The sequence below is a fragment of the Pseudomonas sp. NPDC087639 genome, from assembly GCF_044743385.1.
Taxonomy (GTDB): domain Bacteria; phylum Pseudomonadota; class Gammaproteobacteria; order Pseudomonadales; family Pseudomonadaceae; genus Aquipseudomonas.
Window position 1 is genome coordinate 24,871 of the sequence record NZ_JBIUWI010000065.1, and the last position, 6,325, is coordinate 31,195.

Annotated in this window: 4 protein-coding genes and 1 tRNA gene; 2 read left to right on the forward strand and 3 right to left on the reverse strand. The window is 60.2% G+C overall.

Annotated features, from left to right (window positions below; translation table 11 throughout):
- The first annotated feature begins 6 nt into the window (after nt 1–6).
- Nucleotides 7–1,116, forward strand: a complete 1,110-nt coding sequence (locus tag ACIOVB_RS22265; protein WP_401271443.1) for a DUF2817 domain-containing protein — start codon at nt 7–9, stop codon at nt 1,114–1,116.
- A gap of 88 nt (nt 1,117–1,204) precedes the next feature.
- Here the strand turns inward: ACIOVB_RS22265 and ACIOVB_RS22270 are convergent.
- Nucleotides 1,205–1,281, reverse strand: a tRNA-Met gene (locus ACIOVB_RS22270).
- Between the two features lie 115 nt (nt 1,282–1,396).
- A complete protein-coding gene (locus tag ACIOVB_RS22275) occupies nt 1,397–3,454 on the reverse strand; it encodes a methyl-accepting chemotaxis protein (protein WP_401271446.1) in 2,058 nt (685 codons plus the stop codon).
- Between the two features lie 333 nt (nt 3,455–3,787).
- Between ACIOVB_RS22275 and ACIOVB_RS22280 the strand changes: the two genes are divergently transcribed.
- Entirely contained in the window at nt 3,788–5,005 is a 1,218-nt protein-coding gene (locus ACIOVB_RS22280) for an MFS transporter (protein WP_401271449.1), read from the forward strand.
- A gap of 180 nt (nt 5,006–5,185) precedes the next feature.
- On the opposite strand, the gene ychF is transcribed toward ACIOVB_RS22280, so the two are convergent.
- A complete protein-coding gene (gene ychF / locus ACIOVB_RS22285) occupies nt 5,186–6,286 on the reverse strand; it encodes a redox-regulated ATPase YchF (protein ID WP_187678059.1) in 1,101 nt (366 codons plus the stop codon).
- Nucleotides 6,287–6,325: the final 39 nt, after the last annotated feature.

The following is a 6,325-nucleotide window of genomic DNA, read 5'->3' on the forward strand; positions in this document are numbered from 1 at the left end:
GCCGACATGAACAGCGAGTTTCCTAGCGAGTCCAGTTACCGCCATCAGCGCGAACAGTTTCTTGCCGCTGCGACATCCGCCGGCGCGACGCTTACCTCCTACGCACACCCGCGTTGCGGGCCGTTTGGCGAAACGTTGAGCACCGATGTGGCCGTGCTCGGCGACCCGCAGGCGAAGCGGCGTTTGGTGACGCTTAGCGGTACGCATGGCGTGGAGGGTTATTACGGCTCCGACTGTCAGATCGACTGGCTGAAAACCTTCGTGCCGGGTTCGCTGCCCAAGGACGTCGCGGTGGTGATGGTTCACCTGATCAATCCCTGGGGCACGGCGTGGTTGCGGCGGGTCAATGAAGACAACATCGACCTCAACCGCAATCACCAGGATTTCACTGGGTCGCTACCGGATAACCGCGCTTACGCCGCGCTGCATGAAATCTACGCCTGCCGCGACCTGAACGGCCCCGAGCGACAACGTGCCGATGCCTTGCTGGCTGCGCAGATCGATGAGCATGGCTGGCCGGCGGTGATGTCGATTGTCGAGGGCGGTCAGCACAGCCATCCCGATGGATTGTTTTACGGCGGTCGCGCGCCGAGTTGGTCGAATCGCACGTTGCATCAAATCATCGAAGCACATCTGGCTGGCGCAGAAACGCTGATGTGTTTCGACCTGCACACCGGGGCTGGTGAGTACGGTCATCCGATGCTGTTGACCATCACTGAGGCGCCATACCCGGCATTGGCGCAGGCCCGATCGATCTACGGCCCATGGCTCTACACCCTGCACACCGGCGCCAATACCCTGAGTGAAACCGGGGTTGCGGCGACAGCTACCGGTTACACCTCGCAGGCGTTGCTCAATGCATTACCAGGTGTGCAACTGATGCCATTCGTGATCGAGTGCGGGACGTATCCGGGAGCGGACGTGCATCGATATTTGCGTGATGACCATTGGCTGCATCTGCATGGCGATCCGCTGGGTGCGATGGGAAGGGCGATCAAGTTGAATTTGCTGGAGCAGTTTTATCCGGCGGATCAGGATTGGCGGGCGATGGTGGGGCTGCGGACTCGGCAGGTTTGGGGGAAGGGATTGGCGGCGCTGGAAACGCTGACGCAGTAAAAACAAGGCTTGCCGGGCGCAGTGCTGTGGGCACTTTTCTCGAGGCATAAAAAAACGGCCTACCTTTTGGTAAGCCGTTTTTAGTACTTGGTGGCTACACAGGGACTTGAACCCCGGACCCCAGCATTATGAATGCTATGCTCTAACCAACTGAGCTATGTAGCCAAGTGGCGCGCATTATTCCCCTGAAATGGAAAAGCGTCAAGCGTAAATTTAAAATATTTCTTCCTGTTTTCAACCGCTTATCCTCCGACCCCGGAAATCGGGGCCGGGCAGGGCGTCAACGCAGTTGGAATCTTGCGGTATTGGCGCTCAACGCATGGCTGCCCTGGCTCAGGGTATCCGCCGCCAAGTTCACCGCCCGCGCACCTTCAAGCAAACGCACCGCTGCCTGATCGACCTGCTGGATATTGCCGCTGACCTCATCGGCGGTACTCGCTTGCTCTTCAACCGCCGTGGCGATCTGCGCGAGTGTGTCGGTGACGCTCTGCACGGCGCTGGCGATTTCGCCCAAGCGTTCACCGAGACCGGTGACCGACTCGGCATCGGTTTGCGCCTGGCCGCACGCGGCTTCCATCAAACTCACGGCTTCGTTGACCGTGGCGCGTAGGCTGTCAACGGTGCCGGCGATCTGCGCCGTGGACGATTGCGTACGTTGCGACAGGCTGCGCACCTCATCGGCCACCACGGCAAAACCGCGTCCCTGTTCACCGGCGCGCGCCGCTTCAATCGCAGCGTTGAGTGCCAACAGGTTGGTCTGTTCGGCAACACCACGAATGGTGTCGACCACCAGTTGAATCTGCTGCCCTTGTTCGCTGACCCGGCCCAGTGCCGCTGCCGTTTCGTTGAGGCGTTGATTGAGCTGCTGAATGCTCGCGGTAGTCCGTTGGCTGTCGCGGCTGCTGTCAGCGGCGATGCGTTGGGTGTGCTGCGCGCTGCCGGAAGCCTGTTCGCAACTCTGCGCCACGCCTTGCGAAGTGGCAGCCAGTTGCGTGGCGGCAGCGGCGATCTGGCTGATCTGCAACTGTTGCGCTTCGACTTCACCCAGCGCGCCGCTGGAATGATCGTTGAGGCTGCGCACCGCGTTGCTCAGTTGCGAGGTCTCGTGGTCGACGCCGAGCATGCTGTTGCGCAGTTGCACCACGGCGACGTTGAGCGCGGTGCTGATCGCCGCCAACTCATCGCGGCCCTCCACCGGCACTTGCAGGCTCAGATTGCCGTCACGCAGGGCTTCGGCAAGCACCGTGATGCCGCTGGCGCTACGCCGGATCGAGGCTTGCAGGCAGATGAACAAGTACAACGCGGCCAGCAGCAGACAGCCGAATACAGCGGCGACGAGGATGAACTGGCGAATCGCCGAAGCGTGGTAGGCCTCCAGGCGCTGATCCAGCGACACCAGCGATTGCTGGCGCAGGGAGGCGAGGTCGGTCAGCAACGCGTCGAGGCTGCGTTCGAACTCTTCGGGCTTGAGCGTGATGCTGCCGCCGAACACGCCGTCATCCAGCACCTTGAGGCCAGCATCGAGGTTTTTCAGGCTGCCGTGATACTGGCCGGCCCAGGCTTGCAGCTCTTTCGGCAGGCGCGCTTCGAGCAGGCCTGCCGTTTTGACAAGCTGCTCGCGGGCATCGCCGATGCGGCTGCGCAGGTCGCGCAACTGCAAACGGCTCTGCAAGGTGAACTGGCCGGACACCACCGAAGCCTGACCCACCGCTGCGAGGCGACCGACCCGTTCGATCAAGTCCGGCGCGTGCTGGGTGGAAATTTGCGTGAGCAAGTAGGTTTCCAGCCACGGTGCCAAGGTCAGGCGATTGTCCATGACGATCTGCTCGCGCAACGCTTGCAGGGCACTGAGGGCATGGGTGAACCGGTCGTAACCGTCCGGCCACCAGCCGACGCCGCTGAGGCTTTTCGAATCCAGGCCATTGAGCGCGGTTTGCAGTGCCTGAAAGCGGACGAGAATCTCGCCGTCGGCGCCTTCGTTTTTCAGGGCATTGCCCAAATCGGCAGTGGCTTGCAGGACGGCGGGTTGCACGCCATCGAATGCAGCCATGGCGGCGAGGGTCGCCGGCGTCGGTTGGCGATTGGTTTCCGTGGCGCGCCAACGGGCGGCGCGGTCACGTTGGGCGGCGAGCAGGTTGTCCAGCGCATCGAGGCTGAGCAACTGTCGCACCCCGGCGCGTTCGCCGGAAATCAGATTGAGCTTGTCGCGATAGTCCTGGCCGATCATCAACAGACTGCCGGCCAACGGCAGAATGAACAGTAGAAACAACAGCTGGAATTTACGTGCGAAGCCAAACCGCCCCAGCAATTTGATCCCCGGTGAAAGGAATGCCTGCATGCCTCATGACTCCTCTGGACACCACGCACCATTGGCGTGCATCGCGGTCGGTCGACCTTGATGTTGTGCCCTGCTAAAAGGCCTCGAAAGTTCACTCTCGCCTGCTCTGTAGGCCGGCTCTGTAGCGAAACTTCCCATTCTCGGTGCCCTTTGTAAGGGCGCCGCGTTCAAGCGGAGAAGCAAGGCAAGATTCAGACCATGGCGTTGCGCTATCACCGTTGTGGCGATGAACAACTCGTTCGTTAGCTGGCTAAGGGGATGGCGCTGGCGCACCGAAAAATGGCACATTGACGCACCTGCCTGCGGGCACCCATCTGCTGTCCGGAAATTTCCATGGCTATCAGCAACGCTCAGACCGCCGCTGCCTCGGCGTCCGCTCCTCCCCAAAGCAGCCCACTGGTGATGCGCATCATCGGCGCGGTGGCGCTGGCGCATTTGATCAATGACCTGATCCAGTCGGTGCTGCCGTCGATCTACCCGATGCTCAAGGCCAACTACGGTCTGAGCTTCACTCAGGTCGGTTTGATTACCCTGACGTTTCAACTGACCGCCTCGCTTTTGCAGCCGTGGGTCGGTTATCACACCGATCGCCATCCGAAACCGTGGCTGTTGCCGGCGGGTTCCATCTGCACGCTGATTGGCATCGTGATGATGTCGATGGTCGGCAGTTTTCCATTGATTCTGTTGGCGGCGGCGCTGATTGGTATCGGCTCCTCGACGTTCCACCCCGAGGCATCGCGCATTGCGCGGCTGGCCTCGGGCGGACGCTTCGGTCTGGCGCAATCGACCTTCCAGGTCGGTGGTAACGCCGGTTCTGCGTTCGGCCCGTTGCTGGCGGCGGCGATCATCATTCCGTTCGGTCAGGGCAACGTGGCGTGGTTCGGTCTGTTCGCAGTATTTGCATTGTTCGTGCTGTACCGCATCAGTCGCTGGTACGCCCATCACCTGAACCTGTTCAAACTCAAGGCCGGTCAGGCAGCGACTCACGGGTTGTCTAAGGGCAGGGTGACCAGTGCGCTGGTGGTGCTCGGTTTGCTGGTGTTCTCCAAGTATTTCTACATGGCCAGCCTCACGAGCTATTTCACGTTCTACCTGATCGAGAAGTTCGACCTGTCGGTGGCCAGTTCGCAGCTGCACTTATTCCTGTTTCTTGGCGCGGTGGCGGCGGGCACCTTCTTCGGCGGGCCGATCGGCGACAAGATCGGGCGTAAGGCGGTGATCTGGTTTTCGATCCTGGGCGTGGCGCCGTTTACGCTGCTCATGCCTCACGTCGATCTGTTCTGGACGACGGTCCTCAGCGTGGTGATCGGCTTCATCCTCGCTTCGGCGTTCTCGGCGATTGTGGTCTATGCGCAAGAGTTGGTGCCGGGCAATGTCGGGATGATTGCCGGGGTGTTTTTCGGTTTGATGTTTGGTTTTGGCGGGATTGGCGCGGCGTTACTTGGGCATCTCGCGGATGTGCACGGGATTGAGTACGTTTACTTCCTGTGCTCGTTCTTGCCGCTGTTCGGGGTGTTGGCGATCTTTTTGCCGCGGACCAAAAAGGCCTGACCTCACACAGTTCAAACTGTGGGAGCGAGCCTGCTCGCGAATGCGGTGTGTCATCCGCAGAGATGTGACTGACACTCCCTCTTCGCGAGCAGGCTCGCTCCCACAGGGGAAATGTTCAACAGTAGATTTCAGGCACAAAAAAGCCGCGTATCAAACGCGGCTTTTTCTTGGGCGTGTCGCTTACACGTTGAAACGGAAGTGCATCACGTCGCCGTCTTTGACGATGTAGTCCTTGCCTTCCAGACGCCATTTACCGGCTTCTTTGGTGCCGGCTTCGCCCTTGTACTGGATGAAGTCGTTGTAGGCGATAACTTCGGCGCGGATGAAGCCTTTTTCGAAGTCGGTGTGGATCACGCCGGCAGCCTGAGGTGCGGTGGCACCGACTTTGACGGTCCAGGCGCGGACTTCTTCGACACCGGCGGTGAAGTAGGTCTGCAGGTGCAGCATTTCGTAACCGGCGCGGATCACGCGGTTCAGGCCAGGCTCTTCCAGACCCAGGGCCTCGAGGAACATGTCCTTCTCTTCGCCGTCATCCAGCTCGGCGATTTCCGCTTCGATCTTGTTGCAGACCGGAACCACCATGGCGCCTTCTTCTTCGGCGATGGCCTTGACCACGTCCAGGTGCGGGTTGTTCTCGAAACCGTCTTCAGCAACGTTGGCGATATACATGACCGGTTTGGTGGTCAGCAGGTGGAAGCCTTTGATGACTGCCTTTTCGTCAGTGCTCATGTTCTTCATCAGGCTGCGCGCAGGCTTGCCTTCGGTGAAGTGTGCGATCAGTTGCTCCAGCAGAGCTTTCTGAACCACTGCGTCCTTGTCACCGCCCTTGGCGTTGCGTGCGACTTTCTGCAGTTGCTTCTCGCAGCTGTCGAGGTCGGCGAAGATCAGTTCCAGGTCGATGATTTCGATGTCGCGTTTCGGGTCGACGCTGTTGGAGACGTGGATTACGTTTTCGTCTTCGAAGCAGCGCACGACGTGAGCGATGGCATCGGTTTCACGGATGTTGGCCAGGAACTTGTTGCCCAGGCCTTCACCTTTCGAGGCGCCGGCTACCAGGCCTGCGATGTCGACGAATTCCATGGTGGTCGGCAGGATGCGCTTTGGATTGACGATGGCCGCCAGTGCTTCCAGACGCGGGTCCGGCATCGGCACGATGCCGCTGTTCGGCTCGATGGTGCAGAAGGGGAAGTTCTCGGCCGCGATACCGGATTTGGTCAGGGCGTTGAACAGGGTGGACTTGCCGACGTTAGGCAGGCCGACGATGCCGCAATTGAATCCCATGGTGTTTCCCCTCGGAGTAGAGTCAGGCCTTCTGGCTGT